Annotated in this window: 17 protein-coding genes; 6 read left to right on the top strand and 11 right to left on the bottom strand. The window is 62.9% G+C overall.

Annotated features, from left to right (window positions below; genetic code table 11):
- Positions 1-7: 7 nt before the first annotated feature.
- From NATGR_RS16060 to nrfD, 3 genes are read right to left on the bottom strand one after another with little or no spacing between them, the layout of a single operon-like run.
- Positions 8-2,791 carry a molybdopterin-dependent oxidoreductase gene (locus NATGR_RS16060; protein ID WP_005576997.1) on the bottom strand — a complete coding sequence of 928 codons (2,784 nt, stop codon included), beginning with the start codon at positions 2,789-2,791 and terminating at the stop codon, positions 8-10.
- Positions 2,792-2,795: 4 nt separating this feature from the next.
- Entirely contained in the window at positions 2,796-3,623 is an 828-nt protein-coding gene (locus NATGR_RS16055) for a 4Fe-4S dicluster domain-containing protein (RefSeq protein ID WP_231990862.1), read from the bottom strand.
- Entirely contained in the window at positions 3,616-4,869 is a 1,254-nt protein-coding gene (gene nrfD, locus NATGR_RS16050; protein WP_005577002.1) for an NrfD/PsrC family molybdoenzyme membrane anchor subunit, read from the bottom strand. The genes NATGR_RS16055 and nrfD overlap by 8 nt, the downstream gene beginning before the upstream one ends.
- Before the next feature lie 832 nt (positions 4,870-5,701).
- Here nrfD and hcp point away from each other — a divergent pair.
- From hcp to NATGR_RS16035, 3 genes are all read left to right on the top strand, one after another.
- Positions 5,702-7,405: a hydroxylamine reductase gene (gene hcp / locus NATGR_RS16045; RefSeq protein ID WP_005577004.1), complete on the top strand. Its 1,704-nt coding sequence runs from the start codon at positions 5,702-5,704 to the stop codon at positions 7,403-7,405.
- Positions 7,406-8,130: 725 nt separating this feature from the next.
- Complete coding sequence (locus NATGR_RS16040; RefSeq protein ID WP_005577006.1) at positions 8,131-8,715, top strand: hypothetical protein; 585 nt, start codon at positions 8,131-8,133, stop codon at positions 8,713-8,715.
- 122 nt (positions 8,716-8,837) lie between these two features.
- Positions 8,838-9,752 (top strand): class I SAM-dependent methyltransferase, encoded by a 915-nt coding sequence (locus tag NATGR_RS16035; RefSeq protein WP_005577008.1) that lies wholly within the window; start codon positions 8,838-8,840, stop codon positions 9,750-9,752.
- On the opposite strand, the gene NATGR_RS16030 is transcribed toward NATGR_RS16035, so the two are convergent.
- The 5 genes from NATGR_RS16030 to NATGR_RS16010 are packed head-to-tail and all read right to left on the bottom strand — an operon-like array spanning position 9,753 to position 13,188.
- On the bottom strand, positions 9,753-10,868 hold the full coding sequence (locus NATGR_RS16030) for a glycosyltransferase family 4 protein (RefSeq protein ID WP_244860883.1): 1,116 nt from the start codon (positions 10,866-10,868) through the stop codon (positions 9,753-9,755).
- On the bottom strand, positions 10,831-11,208 hold the full coding sequence (locus NATGR_RS16025) for a 6-pyruvoyl trahydropterin synthase family protein (RefSeq protein ID WP_005577012.1): 378 nt from the start codon (positions 11,206-11,208) through the stop codon (positions 10,831-10,833). Before NATGR_RS16025 ends, NATGR_RS16030 begins: the two co-directional genes overlap by 38 nt.
- 47 nt (positions 11,209-11,255) lie before the next feature.
- The gene (locus NATGR_RS16020; RefSeq protein ID WP_005577015.1) at positions 11,256-12,020 is read right to left on the bottom strand and encodes a CDP-alcohol phosphatidyltransferase family protein; all 765 of its coding nucleotides are present in this window, start codon (positions 12,018-12,020) and stop codon (positions 11,256-11,258) included.
- Positions 12,017-12,826 (bottom strand): hypothetical protein, encoded by an 810-nt coding sequence (locus tag NATGR_RS16015; RefSeq protein WP_005577017.1) that lies wholly within the window; start codon positions 12,824-12,826, stop codon positions 12,017-12,019. Before NATGR_RS16015 ends, NATGR_RS16020 begins: the two co-directional genes overlap by 4 nt.
- A complete protein-coding gene (locus NATGR_RS16010) occupies positions 12,823-13,188 on the bottom strand; it encodes a DUF7475 family protein (RefSeq protein WP_005577019.1) in 366 nt (121 codons plus the stop codon). The genes NATGR_RS16015 and NATGR_RS16010 overlap by 4 nt, the downstream gene beginning before the upstream one ends.
- Before the next feature lie 441 nt (positions 13,189-13,629).
- On the opposite strand from NATGR_RS16010, the gene NATGR_RS16005 reads away from it, so the two are divergent.
- Both NATGR_RS16005 and NATGR_RS16000 read left to right on the top strand, forming a co-directional pair.
- Positions 13,630-14,643, top strand: coding sequence for an ornithine cyclodeaminase family protein (locus tag NATGR_RS16005; protein WP_005577021.1), 1,014 nt, complete (start codon positions 13,630-13,632; stop codon positions 14,641-14,643).
- Between the two features lie 837 nt (positions 14,644-15,480).
- Positions 15,481-15,954, top strand: a complete 474-nt coding sequence (locus tag NATGR_RS16000; protein ID WP_015233809.1) for an NUDIX hydrolase — start codon at positions 15,481-15,483, stop codon at positions 15,952-15,954.
- 183 nt (positions 15,955-16,137) lie between these two features.
- Here NATGR_RS16000 and NATGR_RS15995 read toward each other — a convergent pair whose 3' ends face one another.
- The 3 genes from NATGR_RS15995 to NATGR_RS15985 all read right to left on the bottom strand — a co-directional run bounded on the left by NATGR_RS15995 (position 16,138) and on the right by NATGR_RS15985 (position 18,950).
- Positions 16,138-16,410, bottom strand: coding sequence for a DUF3006 domain-containing protein (locus NATGR_RS15995; RefSeq protein ID WP_005577025.1), 273 nt, complete (start codon positions 16,408-16,410; stop codon positions 16,138-16,140).
- Positions 16,407-17,513: a ComEC/Rec2 family competence protein gene (locus NATGR_RS15990; RefSeq protein WP_015233808.1), complete on the bottom strand. Its 1,107-nt coding sequence runs from the start codon at positions 17,511-17,513 to the stop codon at positions 16,407-16,409. The genes NATGR_RS15995 and NATGR_RS15990 overlap by 4 nt, the downstream gene beginning before the upstream one ends.
- A gap of 102 nt (positions 17,514-17,615) precedes the next feature.
- Positions 17,616-18,950, bottom strand: a complete 1,335-nt coding sequence (locus NATGR_RS15985) for an MFS transporter (RefSeq protein WP_005577030.1) — start codon at positions 18,948-18,950, stop codon at positions 17,616-17,618.
- A 175-nt stretch (positions 18,951-19,125) separates the two neighbouring features.
- Between NATGR_RS15985 and NATGR_RS15980 the strand changes: the two genes are divergently transcribed.
- Positions 19,126-20,364 (top strand): HD domain-containing protein, encoded by a 1,239-nt coding sequence (locus tag NATGR_RS15980; RefSeq protein ID WP_005577032.1) that lies wholly within the window; start codon positions 19,126-19,128, stop codon positions 20,362-20,364.
- The last annotated feature ends 48 nt before the right edge of the window (positions 20,365-20,412 follow it).

The raw sequence follows: 20,412 nt of genomic DNA, 5'->3' as shown, positions 1-20,412 counted from the left end.
ACGGGAGTTAGCGCTTTTCTACGTCGACTCGCACGTCGCCGTAGAACACCGTACTCCCGCTCAACCGATCGTATTCGGCGGGAATGAGGTTGTTGTTGTTCCCACCGCGTTCTTTTTCACCGAACTCTTCGGAAGCGACACGGCCGTACGCCCAGTGACCTTGGCCGTAGGTCTTCGCGATCGTTCCAGGCTTGGCACCTTCCCAGAGTTTCGCTGTAACCTCGATCTCCCCGACCGGAGAGGACACCACGATCTCGTCGCCGTCTTCGATGCCCAACTCCGCAGCGTCGCGTGGGTTGATCTTGGCGACGTCTTCTCCCGGTTCGTCGCCGGGGTTGGCGTCCTTGAACTCGTGCAGCCAGGTCGTGTTCGCCGACCGCCCCTCGCGGTTGAGTCGATCCTTGTAGTCGACCAACTTGAACGGATAGTCGCCTTCGCCACCGACGTCGTAGGGCTCCTCGTAGTGAGGGACGTAGGCGTGGGGCTCGCCGTCGGTTCTGGCGAGATACTTACACGTCTCGAGGACATCGTCGACGTCCGTCCCGTGTCGGTCGGCGTGACCCTCGAGACCGGCGGGATCACCGACGTCGAACTCGGGTTCGATGTCGTCGTCAGGATCGACGTCGGTGTCGGGTCCGACCCGGAGCGTCTCCGAGAAGAACTCGAACCTGCCCGTCGCGGTCGGGAACTCGCCGCCCTCGGACGGCCAGCGGTGCCTGTAGTCCCAGTGGTCGGAGTTCCAGACGCCGACTTCGCGGAACTCCTCCCAGCTACTGAACTCGTCGCCCGGTGGTGCCTCGACATCGGGGTCCCACATCGGCTGCATCCGGAGTTTGATCGCGTTCCGCGAGAACGCCTGTGCGCGGATCTCGCGGTCCCTGAAGCTGTCGCCGCCGTACTCTTCACTCGGTGACAGGCCGGTCTCGGGATCTTCGTACTGCTCGCAGTACTCGAGCAGGTTGTCGAACCCGCGATCGGCCAGTTCCTCGGCGATCAGGTAGACGATCTCGGTCTCGTCGGTCTTGACGTCCCACAGCCGGCCGTTGTCTAGCACGTCTTCAGGGTCGTCGGGGTCGTCCGCCAGCACCGGCTGGTGCAGGTTGATCGACCGTCGACCGTTCGCAGTGCTGCGAAGCTGGCCCCAGCGTTCGAACTGGTGGTGGGTCGCCGGCAACACGATATCGGCGAACCAGGCAGTTTCGCTCGGGTGGGTTTCGATCGTGACGTGGAACGGGATCTTCTCGAGGGCCTCGAGCCAGCGCTGGTTCTCGGGGTTCGAGAAGGCGTAGTTGTTCCAGTAAGAGATCAGCAGTTCGATCTCCATGGGGTCTTCCTCGAGGATGCCGTCGGCGGCGTTGTTCGTGACGACGCCGCCACCGGACTGGCCACCTTTGAGTGCCGGGAGCTCGAGCGATCCGCGCTGGTCGATCTTGTCGCCGGTACCGTGCTCTTCGGGATAGGCCAGTCCCTGCTCGGCGATTTCGTCGGTGAACTCGTCGGCTCCGGGAAGGCTCGCCGTTCCGTCGTCGGGCGCGTACAGGGTGCCGCCTTCGTTGCCGACGGAACCGACGAGGCCGTTGAGCGCGTGGACTGCCATGGCGGTGTAGGTCCCACGGACCTGCATCGCTGGGCCGCCGCCGAGCCAAGAGATGGCGTTCGGACCAGCCTGGGCGAACCGTCGGGCGACCCGCGCGATCTGGTCGGCGGAGACGCCGGACTCCGCTTCGGCCCACTCGGGCGTTCTGTCTTTGAGTTCGCGGTTCCACCACTGGACGACACCGTAGCTGTTCTCCGATTCGTCGAACGTGTCGAGGTCGACTTCCTCACCCTCGACGAACCGGTTCGTGCCGTCCTCGAACTCGCCGACGAACTCGCGGTTCCACAGCCCCTCGGTGAGGATCACGTGGGCCATCGCGGTGGCGATGGCACCGTCGTAGCCTGGTTCGACGGGGAGCCACTCGTCGGCTTTCGTGGCCGTCGCCGAGAGTCGTGGCTCGACGACTGCGACCTCTGCCTGATCGAGGACGTCGCCCCACTTGTTGTTGTAGTGGGAGACCTGTCGGTTCGTCGAGATGGGATCGGCACCCCAGCAGATAACGTACCGCGTTTCGGTGACATCGTACTGGCGGTAGGCCCACTCGCCTTCGGTGAACATCGGTCCTGCCTTCTCGGCTTCCGCACAGATCGAGCTGTGGGAGATGTTGTTCGGAGTACCGATGATCTGCGGGAAGTGACTGTAGAGGATCGGCCGGAGGTACGTATACCGGCCGCGCGTGACCATCGACTTGTGAGTCTCTTCGTTGTCCCGCAGTTCTATGATCTTGTCGGCAATTTCTTCGATTGCCTCCTCCCAGGAGATCGGCTCGAACTCGGGGTCGGCGTCTTTGCCCTTCTCCGGGTTGGTCCGGCGCATCGGCTGTTTGAGCCGGTCGGGGTCGTACAGTTGCTGGATAGCCAGATCCTGACGCACACAGTCGTTCGTGCCGTGAACGTCGGAGTGTTCGTTTCCTCGAGTTCTGATGGCACGGCCCGTCTCGTCGTCGACCAGGACCTGTGCGGCACACCAGGACGTACAGCCGGCACAACAGCTCGCACGCCATTCGCCGGTGTGCTCGACCAGGGCGTCTCGGTAGTCGTCGGCCTCGACGAGCGAGCTGAGGCCAAATCCGAGTCCGAGACCGGCAGCGGCGGCTCCCGCCGCACCGGTTTTCATGAATCCTCTGCGGTCCAGCGCGAGACCGGAACTGTCCGTCGTGTCCGTCGTATCGTTCGTGGCTTCGTTCTTGCTCATGGTCTTAGTCCCCCAGTGCTGGCTCTCCTTTTCCGGGTTCGTAGCGGCCGCCGTTGTAATCGCGGACGTACTTCACTTTCGGCTCCGTTCCCTGTTCTTCCTTGAGCACGTCGGGGGTGTACCGCCCGAGTACTTCGCTGACCTTGCTGTCCGGGTCGTTGCTGTCGCCGAAGATTCGTGCGTCACACGGGCACTCTTCGACACATCGTGGCAACTCGCCCTCGTTGAGGCGGTGGACACAGAAGGTACACTTCTCGACGACGCCTTTGTACCGCGTCGGGTGTTCGTGTTCTCCGACTTCTCGGTTCGGGTTGTAGTACGGCGGAGCGTCCTCGTCGACGCCGACCTCTGCTTTGACCTCGCTCGGCGTCGCCGTTCCTTCTTCGATCACGGCCTCGTCGTCGTCCCATCGCGGATGTGGGTCTTGCTTGTGGAGGTTGATCTCGTCGTACGGGCAGTTGACCATGCAGTACTTGCAGCCGATGCACTTGTCGGGGTCGTGCATCGTGATTCCCCCTTCCCCTTCGTACAGGGCCGATGTGGGACAACCAGTAGCACACGGGGCGTCCTCACACTGGTTGCACAGCGTCGGCTTGTATTCGTAGCTGACGTTGGGGAATTTGCCTTCGGTCTCGATGATCCGACTCGACCAGGCGACGCCCTCCTGGAGGTTGTGTTCCTGTGCACACCCGACGTTACAGGCGGCACAGCCGGTACACCGCTGAAGGTCGATGACCATGTTCAGGTCGACGTCGTCGTCACCGTTCTCGTCCAACTGTAGCTGCTCGACCTCCGTACGCATTTCGTCGTCGAGTGAGTGTTGTTCAGTCATCGTCATCACCTCCCGCCGAAGCCGGCGTCGCAGTGGCGGGTTCCGCGTCACCGAGAGACGCCGGTAGTTCGTCCAGATCGATGAGTAACTGTCCGACCGTATACACTAGTGCGGCGAGCGCGAACGCAAACACCACGATCGCGAGTTCGACGCCCGAAGGCACGTAGCTCACCAGCGGATACTGCAGCGACGGATCGTTCGTCAGCGACACGACCTGACCGCCGACGACGAATTCGTATCTGGTGACGAACAATCCGACGAGTGCCATCGCGGACGCGGCCAGCACACCGTTCGGCGTTCGCGTTCCGGGATAAAGCAGCAAGGCAAGCGGCACGATCAGGCCGACGACGATGCCGACGAGCCAGTAAATCGGTGCGAACGAAGAGTTCAGTAGCATGTGTTCGTAGGCCATCGCGACCGAGGTGCTCGTCGCAGTCAGGCCGTAGATGACTTTCACGGCGACGGCGAATATCGTCAGACCAAGCATGGCCGCGAGCGATCCCCCGACGTATTTCGTCACGAACTCCCCCAGTTCCGAACCCAGTTCCGTTCCGGTTGCCTTGTATTCGGCGACGGTGACGAGTCCCATCGCAGCGATCCCCGACATGACTCCTGTTATCAGGAAGTAGATCGGTGCGAGCGGCCCCCCGTAGTACGGTCGCGTTTCCGCGAGGCCGAAGATCATGCCCGCGAAGACGACCACACTGATGCCCGCCAGCAGTCCGATCACGCCAACGATAGTGACTGGGCGACGCGAATCGACGTCACTCCACTGGAGAAGATACAGGAGCGCGAGAAGCGTAATCCCGAAGAGTCCAGCGGCCATGATCATCCACCAGATCGGCGAAGACAGATTCGGCGAGAGGAATACCTGAATTGCGGGCCGTTCCGGCCGACCGAGACCGATCACGATCGTAAACAGACCCGCAGCGAGCGTCGCCAGCGACAGGACTATCCCCCGCTTGAGTACGAGTTCGTACTTCGAGATACCGAAGATAGCTGCGACCGCGATGACGCCGATCATTATCCCGGCGCTCATCATCAGGAAGAACTCGTACGTGGAAAGCAAGATCCCCAGCGGTAGTTGACTGTCGATGCCGAGAGCGGCGGTCCCCTCGAGAAGGAGCGTGACGACGCCGTACAGTCCGACGACGAGACCGACAGCGATCGCTGCAAGCCACGCGTAGAATCGACTGCTGTGTTCGCCACCGGCAGGCCCGGCGCTACTTTGAGTGGATTGGCTCATTGTTTTGATTTTGTGGTAAATTGGTCACGGACGATTCTGGGGTCGATAGTGACCGCGTCCGTAGTCACGACCAACCTGTTCGATCTTTGACTCACCCGAGAGTGTCGAATCATCGTTTCTAGTCCCCATGCTTCCACTCGAGGCTACTAACCGAAGCACCGAGTATTTAAGAGTTTACTATCAAGGCTTTTAAGTAAGGTTCCTCGTCAGATACTGCTTACTCCAGTCGTTTAAGCAGTTCCCGGTTGGAGGCGCGTTCGTTCGCCCGATCGGGAGTTATGCTGTCGGACAGAAGTCAATACGAAGTCGATCGCGGATTTGCAGCTGTCTCCACCGGTGACGGCCCCAGCAGAGCGACCAATCGTCACGTCGTTCTATCCGGCAGTACTATACGCAGACTGGTTTAGAGAATCACACTACGAAAGCAGTAAAATTATCACACTACCAAACACTCTGATTTCAGTTACGGTGATCGATACCGATCGTTTTCGCTATGGGGCTGTCCGAGGTCGACGAGTACATAATATGGCTAACATATAGTATATCCAACTGGTGTTTAGGGAATTACACCAATACGGGTGTAAATCGGGCGGGTGGAGTGAGATTGCTCACCATTCCACGCCGCTACAGTATAACCCATGGGTAATACGAACATGTTCGGTAAAACGCTTTTTCGAACGAGGTCGCTACTCGAAACCGTATGAGGAGAACCCATGACCGCGGGCACGAAATGGTGGTCGGTAACGAACGGACCCGAGACGACCCGGACGAGTGCAAGCCGTCTCGCCGCGCCAGTATCCGCCGGCCGATGCGCTCGAGGAGGTGACTAATCATGGACATGTTCTGTTATCAATGTCAGGAAGCGAAAGGTAACGAAGGATGTACCACCGTCGGAGCCTGTGGCAAAAAGCCGAACGTAGCCAACCGACAGGACTTGCTGATCCGGCAACTCAAAGGACTCGCGTTCGTCGCCGAGCGTGTCCGCAAAGCCGACAGCCTCGACGAGGACACAGCCGTATTCATCGCAGAAAATCTCTTTACGACGCTCTCGAACGTCAACTTCGATCCCGACGACATCGAGACACGCATCGAAGCGGCAGTCGAACGACGGGAAACGCTTCGAACAACCCTCGAGTCCACAAGCGGCCCCGTCGACGACAGCGACTGGCCCGAGGCAGCGACGTGGACGACGACCGAGGCGGACTCGATCCAGCAAACCGCCACCAACGTCGGTGTTCTCGAGACCGAGGACGAAGACGTTCGCTCGCTTCGCGAGCTGTTGACCTACGCACTGAAAGGAATCGCTGCCTACGCCGATCACGCGTACGCATTAGGTGAGAAACGTGACGAGGTCTTCGCGTTCGTCCAGCGCGGACTGGCGGCGACCCTCGACGACGAGATGGACGTCGACGACCTCACTGCACTGGTCCACGAAGCCGGCGAAGTCGGCGTCGAGGTCATGGAGCTGTTAGATAGAGGAAACACCAGCACCTACGGCCACCCCGAGCCGACCGCAGTCGATGTTGGCGTCCGGAACCGGCCGGGTATTCTCGTCAGTGGTCACGACCTGCGAGACTTGGAAGAACTCCTCGAGCAAACCGACGGTGAAGGGGTCGACGTCTACACGCACGGCGAGATGCTGCCGGCACACTCCTATCCGGAACTCAAGGAGTACGATCACTTCGTCGGCAACTACGGTAACGCCTGGTGGGAACAACACAAGGAGTTCGAGGCGTTCAACGGTCCCGTACTACTGACGACGAACTGTCTCGTTCCGCCGAAAGATAGCTACCTCGAGCGGGTCTACACGACCGGTGTCGTCCGCTATCCCGACGTCGACCACGTCTCGGATCGAGAGAACGGAGCGCCCAAAGACTTCTCACCGCTCATCGAGCACGCGACGAAACTCGAGTCGCCGGAAGAACTCGAATCGGGAACGATCTCCGGCGGATTCGCCCGCAACACCGTTCTGGATCACGCCGACGCGATTATCGACGGTATCGAGAACGGAGACATACGCGGATTCGTCGTCATGGCCGGGTGTGACGGTCGCCACTCGGAACGGAAGTACTACACCGAGATGGCAAAACAGTTGCCCGACGACGTCATCATCCTCACTGCCGGTTGTGCGAAGTATCGGTACAACAAGCTCGATCTCGGTGACATCGGTGGTATTCCGCGCGTGCTCGACGCCGGGCAGTGTAACGACTCCTACTCGCTGCTGCGCGTCGCCCAGGCGCTTCAGGACGCACTGGACCTCAAGGATGTCAACGATCTCCCGATCGCGTACGATATCGCCTGGTACGAGCAGAAGGCCGTCACCGTCCTGCTTGCCCTCCTGAGCCAGGACGTCGAAGGCATCAGACTCGGTCCGACCCTTCCGGCGTTCCTCTCAGAAAACGTCGCGGAGTTGCTGGTCGAGGAGTTCGACATCAAGCCGATCGGCTCCGTCGAGGACGATACGGAGGCACTGCTCTCGGAGATCGACCGAGGGCGGGAAGCGGTGTTTGGCGAACAGACGGCAGTCGGCGACTAGTGCTTTGGCAAGCCTGAACGGATGAGTGAAACCGAATGCAGTCGTCTGGTTTCACTTATCAGTCGACGCTTGGTGGAGTACTAGTGGCGGGCCAAGCCTGCACTGCGGGGCCGACTCTGGCGGTGTGGCTCGATTCGACCTGTCAGTCGACCCGGCAGACGCGACCGGGTTCGACTCATACGGTTTCCTGTAGTCAATTACTGCCGATCGCCGACTCCGTTCCGACAAGCGGCGGTAACTAGTTACAGCAATCCAGCTCAGCAGTGTGGGTGTGGTTCGCCACTGGTAGTTCCTGCTGCTCACGGTCGTTTCTCGAGCAGTCGTTGTGTCGGACTGGTTCCCGAGCTAGACTATTCGACAGCTTACAACTATACCGACACTTCCTGCTCGAGGTTCGCCCTGCTGTCGTTTTGCCGGGCGGTTCATTTGAAGAGGCCAAACTAATCTGGAGCGGCCGATTGGAACGGGAGAAAACAGCCTTGGAGGTGCGTTAGATCGTGGTTTCGAGAGGGAGCGTGAGCTAAACGGTTGTCCGCGCTCGCCTGCGGTTCGACTTTCGTCCCGGTTGTCGACGAACAGAAGACCTCGAGTGACACAACTCATAAAGAAAGAAAGCAGTATACCAAAGCGATAACTATTGCGGATTCGTCGATTCGGCGGTGCCGACGAGGAGGTGGGGGCCGGTGGACGACAGTATTATGCTGTAACCACAACGTGCAGACAGTATGGGTGACAAATCGGCCAGAGACCGGATTCAGCGTCGTCGAGAGAACGACGTCGACCCGGAGACGTTTCTCGAGACGGTCGGTGCGATCCAGGCGGCCGACGGAACGGAGCAACTCGGTTTTACTCCAGCGTTCGAGTCGCTCGTCCGTGATCGTCTCGAGACGATCCGTGAAACGGGGGTCGACGCGGCGGACGTTGCACGACTCTTCGGCGTCGAGAGAGCAGCCGTTGACGTTCCGAGCCGGCCGTATACCGCGTACGAGATCCACGACACCGTTCGGAACTGGCCGTCCGACGCCGCACTCAAGTTCGACGTCGCAGTCGACACTGCCTTACGTGAGACGACGGATCGGTGGAGCGAGGTCACACCCAGACAGCGGTACCGGATCGCTCAGTCGGTACGGTCGTTCCAGGGAGCGTGTTTCTTCTGTGGCGGACAGCTAGACGTCTCCGATACGTCCGTCGAATCGTGCTGTGGCAGCCGCGGCGTGTTGACGATCCGGTGTGACGACTGTGCCCGCCGCTTTCTCGAGTTCACGGCCGATCGTACCGACGACGTAGAGGCCACCGCGGGCGGCAACTGACGGCATCACGTCGTCCGGGATGTCTCGCCCAACCCGTCAGTCAGTGCCGGCGCACTCGCGACTCCCGAGGTCCGTCTGAAACGTTTACACCGAGGGGACCGTTAGTCCAGTCGGACTCGCAAATGCCCAGGACGTACTCGAAGGAACGCTACCTCGCCGCGAAACGCACCGTCGACGACCGTGCGCTCGATCGAACCGTCCTCAAAGCGTTCGAGCGGCGACTCGAGGCCGGTGATCACGTCGTCGAGGTCGGTGCGGGCATCGGAACGATGCTCCAGCGACTACTCGAGTGGGAGCGGTTGCCGGAGACGGTGACCTACACGCTCGTCGACGTCGACGGAGACGCGATCGCAACAGCCAGGGAACGACTGCCTGCCTGGGCCGAGGAGCGTGACTACCACGTCGAACCGGGCGACAGTACGGGCGAGTTCACGCTCTCTCGGGACAAGCGGGCTGTCACGGTCCGTAGTACGGTATCCGATGCGACCGTTGCCTTCGACCACGAAAAACCGGCCGTCGCTCTCGACGACGAAGCGCCGGACGCGGTCGTCGGCTCGGCCTTCGTCGACCTCTTCCGGCCTGTCGAGGTCGAAACGCTGCTCGCGTGTCTCCCATCGGGCTGTCTCTGTTACTTCCCCATCACGTTCGACGGCGAGACGATCTTCCAGCCCACGGCGGTGCCCGGCTTCGACGAGTACGTCTCCGACCGTTATCACGAAGACATGCGTCGACGGGCGAACCCTGGCGATCCCCACGCCGGCCGCCGCCTCCTCGAGTGCGCCGCCAACGAGCACGTCTGCCACGCGGCGGGAGCCTCCGACTGGATCGTCACCGCCGACGACGGGTCGTATCCTGCCGACGAGGCGTACTTCCTCCAGCACGTCCTCGAGACCGTTCACACCGCCCTCGAGGACGATCCGGCCGTCGACGGCGACGCCCTCGAGTCGTGGATCGCTCGCCGGCGAGAACAGGTCGAGTCGGGCGAACTCGTCTACGTTGCCCACGGACTGGACGTGTTGCTCGGTGTCGACGGGTAGCTACGGGGTCGCGACGCGCTGGAGAAACGACCTGACGGACCGCATCGTCTCGTCCCAGGTCGGGTGCTCGCGTGCGCCCTCGAGTGCGCTGACGCCCAGCGTGGCAAGTCGGTCACGGTCGGTGTCGAGGCGCTCGAGCGCGGTTGCGATCGCCCGACTGTCGCCGGGATCGACGAGAACACCGCTCGTGCCGTGGTCGACGAACTCTCGTGGACCGCCGTTTTCGGTCGCGATCGGGACGACGCCGTACTCCATCGCCTCGAGATACACCATCCCGAAGGCTTCGTACCGCGAGGGAACGCAGAGACAGTGGCTGCCCTCGAGAATCGACTCGAGTCGCGGCGTCGGGACCTCCCCCGTGAGCGTGACCTGGTCGGTCAGGCCGAGCGACGCGACTCGGTCGCGGACGCGCTTCACGTAGCCGCGGTCGTCGTGGCTACCGACGATCGTCAACTGCCAGTCGTCGGTGGCCCGTTCGGAAGCGAACGCCGAGACGAGTGTCAGTGGATCTTTCCTGGGGACGACGTTGCCCACGAACGTCACCCGCAGCGGACCGTCGTGGGCGCGGTCGACGACGTCGCCCTTCGTTACCGCCCCGCCGCCGGCACGGCCGGCTGGGGATGCGACCAGCCCCGGCCGGTCGGCCAGCGACGGGACGATCTTCGCCGCTCGCTGCCGGGTGAACTCGCTGGTGGCGATCGTCGCGTCGACCGACTCGAGATATCGTCGCTCGAACGGCCGGTGGAGCCGGTTGCGACGCGTCGTGGGATCGTCCGACTGGAGGTGGTGGATCAAAGCGACGACGGCCTCGGGTCGCTCGAGCCGGCGGTTATGGTACCACAGTGACGGGTGACAGAGTTCGTCCTGGAGCAAGACGTCCACCGGTCGGTCGAGCCGTGACCGGATCGAGCGCGACCAGCCGTCGAACACGCCCCGTGCGAGCGAGCGCCACGGCAGCGAGACGACTTCGACGGTGTCGCCCCGCGCCCGCAACGACTCGACCAGCCGTCTGTCATACCGGAACCCGCCAGAGGTTTCCTCGAGGTCGCCGTAGACGACCAGGCCGACGTGCATACACTCACAGCGAACGGTCGTGAGTGACCGACGCGATGTCATCTTCCTGGACAGTCACCGCGAGTCGCGTGGCTGTCTCCGGTTCGAGTTCCTCGAGCAGCCGATCGCCGACGACTTTGGCAAGACGCTCGGCACTCGGGTTCTTCCTCTCGAAGGCGGGAAGGTCGTTGAGCGTCCGATCTCGAACCGTCTCGACGACGGTTTCGAGCGCTTCGACGACCGCGTCGATGTCGACGAGGTAGCCGTACTCGCCGAGTTCGGGCCCCTCGAACGTTACTTCGGCGGTGAACTGGTGAGAGTGTAGCTCCCCTTCGGGGCCTGGATTCGGCACCGTCAGGTAGTGCTGGGCGACGAACGACCGAGAAACCGAAACGGAGTACATGTGGATACCTTTCGGGCGCGAGCACTTAACGGTGGGCTACGGGCAGTTTACGTGTGGCGACGCCGACCGGAGACGACCAGCCAGTCCCGGGCGAAGTTCGCCACGAACGGGAACAAAACGACGACCGCGAGGACTCGAGTGGGCGCTGGGCCAGGGATCGGCGAGAGTGCGAGCCAGATGGTCACCATCGCGAGCGCCCCGAGAACGCGCCGTGGCGTGCTCGGGTCGAGGTCGTACACTGGCCGGCCGGCCCATCGCCGGTAGCGTATTCCGGCGACGAACGCGTACCGCGAGAGCCCGACGACGAGAAATGCGACAGGGACGACGTCGTACTGGATGGCAAGCAGCGTGCCGACGAGCACTGTCAGTGAGTCGATTTCGACGTCGAGTCGGCTGCCGAGTTCCGAGACATCGTCGGTCGCTCGAGCCAGTGTCCCGTCGACGGCATCCAGACCGGCGGCGACCGCGAACAGTGTCGCGGGCACCCACGCGAACGCATCGGGAGGCCGGGCAATCAGAAGAAACCCGGCGAGTATCACGAGCGTTCCACCCCGGCTGGCGGTGAGCCAGGTTGCCGGGGTGATCGGTTCGACGCCCACGCGTTGCCGGGCCAGCGTGATCGATCGCCAGGACGCGACGACGACCGCGACGAATCCGAGGACGGCCCCGACGACGAACGGTCCACCTGCGCCGGAAGACCACGCGTAGACGGGCGAACCAGCCACCAGCGCGAGAACGGCGACGGCACTTGCGAGGATCATCCACTGGCGAGTCACACTCGCGGCCGGCGCACGGAACGGTCGATCCGTCACGACGACTCCCCCCTGTTCGCGCCGACGAGATCGGTCAGATCGGGATGATCGACGGCCAACTCGTCGCCCGCGTCGCCCGAGTCCACCAGCCACTCCCTGATTTGCTCCCGGCGCGTCTGCCACCCGGCGTGACGACGGTGCAACAGGACCGGTACTGACTCGAGATCGAGCAGTTTGGCGATCGCGAGCCGATGTTGCCCGTAGCCACGCCAGTACAGCGTCCCGTCGCGGGCGATGTCGACGTTGATCTCGTCGACGCGGGTCGCGATCGGTTCCCTGCCGCTCCACTGGCGCAGCTCCGTCTGTCGTTTGTAGCCGTCCGTACGGATCGACGTATAGAGTCGTTCGATCGCTCGACACCGACGGTCGAACCCATCGATCGAGGTATGCTCCCAGGCGTTCCCGAACCGTTCGAGCTGTTCGCGGTAGGCCTCAAGCAACAGCGTCTCCCGCCAGGGTTGCCCGTCGACGAACCGCTGTCTCATCGCCTGGGGGACGAGCCGGTCGTCGAACGGCTCCCATCGACGGTCCCAGTCGCCGCCCTCGACGCGCCCCCACTGCGGGTAGGTTGGGGCGGTCTCGAGAATGCTCCGTTCGATTCGGTGAGGGTCCACTTCGACGACACACAGCGGGTCGGCGTCGGTGTACCGGCTGGGAAGCAGTGACCGCCGGAGACGGTGTCCACGCCGCACCAGTTCGACCGGAACGGTGGCCTCGAGCCGGGCCGTGACTGTCTGTCGAAACTGGACGTCCAGTTGGCCGCTGATCCGCTTCCAGGAACCGATCCGTAGCTCGGGGTCGGTCACGGCTCCCAGCGATAGAGGACGGAGAGTGCTACGATCAGGACGGCCTGGGCGAGTTTGTCGACGACTTCAGCCACGCCCAGATCACCGATGCTCGACGGCTGGTTCAGTGCGTACCAGAGAACGACCTGCCCTCCGACGAACGGAATCCCCACCAGGTACACCAGCCGTCGTCGATAGTCGATCAGGACGAGGCCGATGCCGGCCGCGAAGCCGACTGCCGCGAGCAAGAAGAGCGCGCCCATCCAGTGTGGGAGGAATCCGACCCCCAACACCAGATGAACGAGCCCGCTCACGATCGCCGCGAGGATAGCAAGCCAGTGGATTCCGGTCAGCGAATCGAGTTCGAGCCGTCGATTCCTCATCGTTAGTCGGTCACCTGCTTGGTCTTCGTTCTTTAATCCCATATGTGTGGTGTTACAGGGGCGTACGGCGATTCACACGCATGTCGATCCCCCGATTCGCGTAAGTGAGCTCGCGACCGGCGTCGGATGGCGTGGGCGTCGGACAGCGAGCGACGACCGTTTCGCTGTCCGCGTCGCGGACTCGATAGCCACCCACGACTGGCGTATCCGGGCGTCACACTCGAAACACGGAGTGGACAGGCTTCTTCGCGATCCGTGGCGAGACCGGTCTCGTCGAGTGTGTGGTCGACGGCTCCGACGAATTTCGATCGACCACTCGAGGGGGTGACTGGCGCTCCCTGGCGACGGTGTTGGAAGACGAACCGCTCGTCCCTTCTCGGTTCCGACGCGGCGCTGGCCCGGCCACGTGCCTTTTTCCACCTGTACTCGATAGTACAGCCCATGACCGACGCTCTGTTTCTCACCAGCGACGAGATCGATGGACTCGCGACACCCGCGGAGTACGTCGAGGCAGTCAGGGACGGCTACCAGCAGGTCGGCGACGGCGCGCCAGCACACCCTCGCCAGAAGTTCCACCGGACCGAACCCGACGGCATGTTCACCAGCTACGCGGCCGTACTCCCCGAAACCGGAGCGATGGGCGGTTACATGTACGGTGCCGGGTTCGGCGCGGGAGACGCCTGGTTCGTGACGCCACTGTTCGACGCCGAGAACGGCGAACCGCTGGCTCTCCTCGACGGTGCGAGCATGAACCCGTTCAAGACCGGTGCCGCGGGCGCAGTCGCCGTCGACGAACTCGCCCGCGACGACGCGACGACCCTCGCCGTTATCGGCAGCGGCTCGCAAGCCCGCGGTCAGCTCCACACCACCGCGACCGTCCGGGCGTTCGAGGCGGTCCGAGTCTACTCGCCGACCCGCCAGAACCGCGAGGCCTTCGCCGACGATTTCGACCAGCGACTCGAGGCGACCGTCACCGCCACCGACTCGAGCGCCGATGCAATCGACGGCGCGGACGTGGTCGTCACTGCGACGAAGTCCACGGAGCCAGTGTTCGGCGGCGACGACCTCGAGCCCGGCACGCACGTGACGGCGATGGGCCAGTACGAGGAGGAAAGCCACGAGATCGACGTTCGGACCGTCGAACGGGCCACGTACGTCCCAGACCTGCGCGAGCGGGCGACGTTCGACGCCGGCGCGTTCCTCGCGGCGCTCGAGGAGGGAGCCATCACGGAGGACCACGTCCACGCCGAACTGGGCGAGGTCGTCGCCGGACACGCGCCGGGACGGACGAGCGACGACGAGATCACGGTGTTCGACAGCGGCGGGACGGGAATCGAGACGGTCGCCGCGGCCCACATGCTGTACGAGCGCGCCCGGGAGCAGGACCTCGGTTCGACGATTTCGTTCGCACCGGCGAGCGAGGCACTGACTGGCCGTCTCCCCGACGGGTCGTAATCGACCGCTGCTCGTGAGCAACCGAGCCGGAGTCGCCAGCGGGTGGGTTTTTGCCTGCGAGTCGCTAGTAGCCGACTGACAACACCGCATGGAAATAGGAGGGCAACGACGACGGAGACGAGCCGAAGTGAAGTACCATGGGCGCGGTGGCCCGTGGCTTCGTCGTGGTCTCTGGCGTGGAGCCAGCGAAACGACCGGTAGCGAATGTAATTCCGCCCGCGCTCGTCCCTGCGGGGGCTCGCGGGGAACCAGTAACACCCGAACACACCGGAAGTGCCACCGCAACAGAGGTCATCTGTTGCAGCCGTGGCGGGTGTGTCCGTGGGCGTCCGCCCCTTCACGAAGGCGCGACACAGGCCCGGCGTCGTTCGAAAATCTCTAATTTTCGTGACTGAGCGAAGCGGAGCTTCGCGAGGTCCGCGAAACCGAAGGTTTCGCTTGATCACGAAAGACTTCGTCTTTCGGACGACACCGCGTCTTATCCCGAAGTAGGTGCGCGGGTTTTGCGAGGCCGATAACGTGGGTTCCAAACTGTAGTAGGGCGTCCCAATACGTAAAAACGGGGACGCAGCCGAGCGTACACGCTTCACACCCGCCCACGGTGTTGACACAAATCGAAGATTTGCGAAAGCCGAAAACCGCAGGTTTTCGGAAGGGCGGGGAACTCGCGCTGCTTTTCGTTTAGAGGTCGTCTCCGTGACAGGGGAGTTCTGTGCTCATCGTGCGGCCACCGTCTACGACTGGTATAGACAGCGTCTCGTGGCCGATCAGGGGGATTGAACCAATATACGAGTGGATGTCGGTATAGATATGTGGGCGTGTTCAGAGACGAGAGGTATGGAGACAACTCGTCATTTTACTGGAACGATTTACGTGGTCAATCGCGGAGCAACTGCATTGCACGATCACAAGCATCTGGGAATCACGATCCCACCGGGTGGGCACGTTGATCGGGACGAACTCCCACACGAGGCTGCCCTCCGAGAAGTCCGGGAAGAGATGGGGCTCGAGCCAGACCTTCTCGATGAGACACGAGACGTTTCTGCACCTGCTGGGAGAGCCCTTCCGCAACCACGCCATCAGATGCTCTACGATATCAACGTTTACGACGGAACTGTTGGCCACCAGCATATCGACCACATCTACTACGCCACTGTCCCGAGCCGTGATATCTCACCGGCAGACGGTGAAGAAAGCGCGGAATCGTGGCAGTGGTATACGACAGCCGAACTTCGGAACAGTGACCTCTCGCCGGATGTCGTGCAGTTCGGTATCGAAGCGATCCAGGCAGCGGAAAACGAGTCAGCGTGAGACGGTTTCCCGTCGGTCGGTACCAGTGAAACCGCGACTCGAGGCGGTTACACCGGTACGTCTGACAGCAGCTGTCCGCATCACTGGAACGGGATACACCGTCTCGCTCGTCTCCCTCTCCGGTCGGTATCGGCGGGTATCGTAGCGTCGTATCGTCGACAGCGTCGCAAACGAGTGACGCGTCTACCGCTCCGAGAGCCGATCCGAGAGCCGTTTCAGTCGCTCTCGAGCGGACTCGCGTCGATCACTCGTCTCTTCGGGCCGGGACTCCGCGTCGACGAGTTCGCCAGCGGAGACGGTGATCGACAGAATCGCGCCCTCGTCTCGCGCTGGCTCCGGGAGTCGACCGAGGGGAACGTCCAACTGATCGACCGTCTCGCCGTCTTCCTCAAGCAGAATCACGGCCGTCTCGCCGTCGACGACGCGGTCGACGACGCCAGTGAAGCTCTCGGTCATCCTGGTAGAGACGTAAGACCGAGGGGTGTATTAATTGTTCTCGACAGGCTCGAGTGAGGGTCGTCCGCGGCGTGTTTTGCCTCGCGGAGGTCCTCGCCGTCGGTCGAGACGATCGCCTCCGTCTCGACGGCGACCTCGTTGCCGTCGGTCGTGACGACGACGTCGCCGTGGACGGCGGTCCAGTAGGTCTCGACCCCGCGGTCCGCGAACGCCTCGAGCACCTCGTCGTGTGGGTGGCCGTACTGCGAGTCGTGGTCGCTCGAGACGACTGCGATTTCGGGCGCGACGGCGTCCACGAACGGTGCCGTCGAGGAGGTCGACGAGCCGTGGTGGCCGGCCTGGTAAACGTCGCCCTCGAGGTCGTCGCCCCACTCCTCGACTATCCGATCTTCGGCGTCCGCTTCGGCGTCGCCGGTCGTCACGTACCGGAACTCGCCGAACTCGAGGACGAGCGAGACGCTGTTGTAGTGGAGGTCGTCTCCGGAGTCGCCTTCGGGCGGGTTGGTCACGAGCGCCGAGACCGATTCGTCGTCTATCGGGAGTTCGTCGCCTTCCTCGACGACCAGTAGTTCGATGTCGTGCTCCTCGACGGCGTCGAGGTAGTTCTCGTACGTCTGGGAGGTGTGGGGCACGCCGGAGTCGTAGGCGGCCCCGATCCCGTCGCCGTCGGTCTCGACGTGCTCGATCACCGCGGCGTGACCGCCGATGTGGTCGGCGTGGGCGTGTGTTGCGACCAGGTGATCGATCCGGTCGACGCCCTCGGACTCGAGGTAGTCGATCACCTCGCTGCCGTCCTGTCGCCAGTCGCCGGTGTCGACGAGGATCGTTTCGTCACTCGGCGTGACCACCAACGTCGCGTCGGCCTGGCCGACATCTACGTGGTGGAACTCGAGGTCGCCGTCGACGTCCGTTGTGTCGGGTGGTTTCTCGTCCGTCTCGTCGGTTTCTTCGCCCTCAGTAACGGCATCGGTCTCGTCGTGAGTGCTTTCTTTGTCGACGTCGTCACCCACGGGTTCGTCGACGTCCTCTTCGGGGAGGTCTGGCTCGGCGGTGGCGTTATCGCCATTGCCAGGTCCACCGACACACCCCGCGAGAACCAGCATACTCGCGACCAAGAGAACTAGAAGGACTCGTCTCACGTACTGGTCGTTGTCGCGCTCGCGAGAAGACTGTTCTGGCACGGCGGGGAACTCGAGATCGATCGACTACGCGTAGGCTTCGAACTCCTCACCGAAGAGCACGAAGTAGGCGACGCCGATCAGTCCGACGGCCGTCGCGATCGTAAAGGACAGTTCCGGACTGACGAACTCCCAGAGGAAGCCGCCGAGCACGCCGCTCGGGATCACGATTGCGCCGCGAACGAAGTAGTACGAGCCGGTGACTCGTCCGCCTGCGCCCCGTTCTGCAGGGCCGACGATCAGGGCCTTGTGTGCTGGTAGTCCCGCGAAACGCAGCCCGGAGAAGGCAAAGAGGGCGACGAGCAGCCAGGTGTCGTCGACTCCCGTGACGACTCCCGGACCGAAGATCAGCAACACCGGGAAGATCGCGTAGACGAAGAAGCCGAGGCCGACGACCGGCTTGAGGCCGACGCGTTCCGCAATTTTGGCGGCTGGTGCCATCGTCAGCAGTGCGACCAGCATCTCGATGCTCAACAGCACCCCGAAGAACGCGGCAGGAGAGAGTGAGACGGTTCCATAGACGGGAACCGTCGCCGTCAACCCGACCTGCATGAGCTGGGTGACGACAAGGATGAAGAACGCGTACACCATCCCGTTGGCGAACCGGACGAAGGTGTCGGCCACCAGCAGCGGGCGCAGGGCGTCGGGCAACGCCCGGAGGTCGTCGACGATCTGGCTGACGCCCTCGAACTCCTTGCCGACGGTGTCCTCGTCGGCCTCGTACAGCCAGTGCTGGGCGATCGTCCCGAGAACCGCGAAGACGATTGCCAGAACGAGCACCCAGAGGAAACCGGGGATCAGCTCGTCGGCCACGAGGACGGCGACGATCAGCGGCGCGAGCAGGAAGGCAGTCCGCCGAAACGTCTCCGTACTGGCGAACCCGCGAGCCAGCCGGTCCGGTTCGGTCGCCTGCTTGACGATGGCGTAATGGCCGCCGATACCGAGCGACTTCCAGCACTGAGCCAGCAACAGGCCGGCGAACACCCAGACCCACGGCTCGAGGACGACTACGCCGAGATCGACCGCGGGCAGGAAGTCGGCGGCCAGCCAGATCACGAAGCCGAACGCAGAGACGAAGCCGAAGACTGTCAGGGCATATCGGGAGCCGACGCGGTCGGAGACGACGCCGCCGTAGTAGGGGTAGACAGCGCCGATGACGTTCCCGAGAGTGGCGAACAGCCCCACGACGAAGCCGCCCGCCCCGAGGTAGAAGAGGTACTCGGGGAGAAACCGGTTGGTCATTTGAAAGCCAAGACTGAACGCGAACATCGCAAGCGAGAGCGCCAAGACGTCTCGCTGCAGGGAGAAAAACTGCCGAAACGTATCGAGAGGGCCGGCCACTTCGGCTCGTTGCTGTGCCATATTATTAGTACGACTGGGAAAAGAACCCGTAAAACCGTAGGTTCCGGAGACGCGACGGGACAGTATTCCGGTCCCGGACGACGAACCGACCACGATACAGTCGATATCCCGACTTTCGGCGACCATTCTACTGCCGAATGCGACGTTTTTTGTACGAACCCGCCAAAGAGCCGGCATGAAGGTCATCAAAGACAGCGTCCACGACCACATCCACGTGGACGGCGTCGCACGGGACCTCCTCGATACGCCCGCTCTCCAGCGACTGCGACGAATCAAACAACTCGGGACCGTCGCCTTCGTCTACCCTTCTGCCAACCACACGCGTTTCGAACACAGCCTCGGCGTCTATCACCTCGCCTGCCAGGCCCTGGAACACCTCGAGGTCGAGGGCAAGCGTGCCAAACGCGTCGAGGCTGCGGCGCTGCTCCACGACGTCGGTCACGGACCGTTCAGCCACAACCTCGAGTCGCTGACCTACCGTCGGACTGGACGCTACCACGACGACGTCTACGCCTTGCTGGCAGCGGGAGAGGTCGGCGAAGTACTGCGTGAGCACGACCTCGAGCCCGAGGCGATCGCGGACCTGGTCGCGGGTGAGGGTCGGTTCGGCCAGCTCGTCTCCGGCGAACTCGACGTCGACCGTATGGACTACTTGGTTCGGGATGCCCACCACACGGGCGTTCCGTACGGGACGATCGATCCCGGCCGACTCCTCCGGGAGCTGGCGTTCGTCGAGGGTGAACTCGTCCTCGAGGCGGGGAACGTCCAGACCGCCGAGAGTCTGCTGGTCGCGCGTGCGCTGATGAACCCGGCCGTCTACAGCCACAGCGTCGCCCGCATCAGCAAGGCGATGTTGCGCCGGGCAGCCGAGCGATTGCTCGACGCGCCCGAGGCAGATGTCGACGCCGTCACCCTCCAGCGGATGGACGACGCGGACCTACTCGTCGCCCTGCGGTCCTGCGAGGCCACGGCGGATCTCTCCCGACGACTCGACGAGCGAACCCTGTTCAAGCGAGCCGTCTGGGCCGAAATCGACGCCGTCCCCGGCGGCGTCATCGAGGCCGATCACGAGAAAATTCGGTCGTTCGAGCGCGAAATTGCCGACCGCGCCGGCGTCGACGACGAGGACGTCATTCTCGACGTTCCAGGTCGGCCGTCGATGACCGAGTCGACCTCTCGCGTGATGGTCAGCGGCGAGATTCGGCGACTCGAGCAACAGTCGCCGCTCGTCGAGGCGTTGCGGGCGGCCCAGTACTCCCAGTGGCGACTCGGCGTCTACTCGCCGGAGCGGCTGCGAGACCGGGTCGGCCAGGCCGCCGCGGAGGTACTCGGTCTGGACATCGACGGAGCACTGGTGAGTGAGGTCCGGAACGGGGACGGTCTCGAGACGACGTTGGACCAGTTCGTCGACTGAACGGAGCGTTTTCCGCGTCCGAATACGCGGGACAACCCTCAAGGCTGG

Origin of the sequence: Natronobacterium gregoryi SP2 (genome assembly GCF_000230715.2) — an archaeon.
GTDB classification, from domain to species: Archaea; Halobacteriota; Halobacteria; order Halobacteriales; family Natrialbaceae; genus Natronobacterium; species Natronobacterium gregoryi.
The sequence above is the reverse complement of the archived record's forward strand: the minus strand, read 5'-3'. Positions and strand labels throughout refer to the sequence as shown.